This window comes from Kitasatospora sp. A2-31, assembly GCF_022288725.1.
GTDB lineage: Bacteria > Actinomycetota > Actinomycetes > Streptomycetales > Streptomycetaceae > Kitasatospora.
Genome location: NZ_JAKNTA010000286.1, coordinates 1 through 1004 on the forward strand (window position 1 = coordinate 1; position 1004 = coordinate 1004).

Genomic DNA, 1004 nt, shown 5'->3' on the forward strand with positions numbered 1-1004 from the left:
CCCGCCGCACCTCGCGCGGCCGGGTCTTCGACCCCGAGGCGTACGCGCCGCCGCTGTCCTGGGCGATCGAGGCCGGCCGGCGCACCCCGGTCGGGGCGCTCAAGGTGGCGCCGGGCATCCCGCACGAGGCCGTCCCGGCGGACGCCGAGGCCGAGTGGGTCTCCGACCACGGCGACGTCAAGGAGGCGGTGCTCTGGTTCGGCACCCGCGCCGAGCGGCCGCACCGCGCCACGCTGCTGCCGCAGGGCGCCTCGCTCACCGGCGGCGACCTGCCCGACCCGCCGGCCGGACCGGTCGGCCGCTACCTCTACGAGCCGGACGGCGCGGTGATCCGCGCCCGCCTGGTGGCCGAGGTGGCGGAGCAGGTCGGCGGCCGGCTGATCGACCCGAAGATCGCCTACGTCACCTCGGACGAGCTGGTCGCCACCCCGTACGCGCACGCCTTCGAGCTCACCGACGTGCTGCCGTTCCACATCAAGAAGCTGAAGGCGCTGCTGCGCGAGCGGGCCGTCGGCACCGTGGTGATCAAGAAGCGCGGAATGGCGATCACCCCCGAGGAGCTGCGCCGCCAGCTGAAGCCGAGCGGCCCGAACACCGTCACGGTGATCCTCAGCCGCACCGACCACGGCCCGCTGATGATGCTCGGCCGGCCCGTCAGGGCCGACGCCCCGGCCCCGGCCGACGCCCCGGCTCCCGACCCGGCCGCCTCCTAGGAGGCCGGCGGCTGGATGTAGTCCTCCAGGCGGGCCACCGCGAAGCCCTGCTCCTGGATCCGGGCGAGCATCTCCCCGAACATCTGCGTCATGGTCTCGCCCTTGAGGTCCTTCGGGCCGCGGAAGTGGGCGAGCACGATGTCCCCGGGCCGCAGCTTCTTGTCGGCCGCCTGGTACTGCATGTCGTGGATCTGCATCGACTCGCGCCAGAGCACGACGGCCCGCGGCCCGCACTGCTGCACCGCGGTGTTCAGCGCCGGGGTGTTGGCGCCGTCCCCGTACGGCGGGCGG

2 pseudogenes are annotated in these 1004 nt (G+C 74.5%); one reads left to right on the plus strand and one right to left on the minus strand.

Annotated features, from left to right (window positions below):
* Nucleotides 1-713: pseudogene (locus MCM47_RS41490) on the plus strand (SAM-dependent methyltransferase); the annotation flags it as partial.
* Here MCM47_RS41490 and MCM47_RS41495 read toward each other — a convergent pair.
* Nucleotides 710-1004, minus strand: a pseudogene (locus tag MCM47_RS41495) (polysaccharide deacetylase family protein); the annotation flags it as partial. The pseudogenes MCM47_RS41490 and MCM47_RS41495 sit on opposite strands and share 4 nt — an antisense overlap.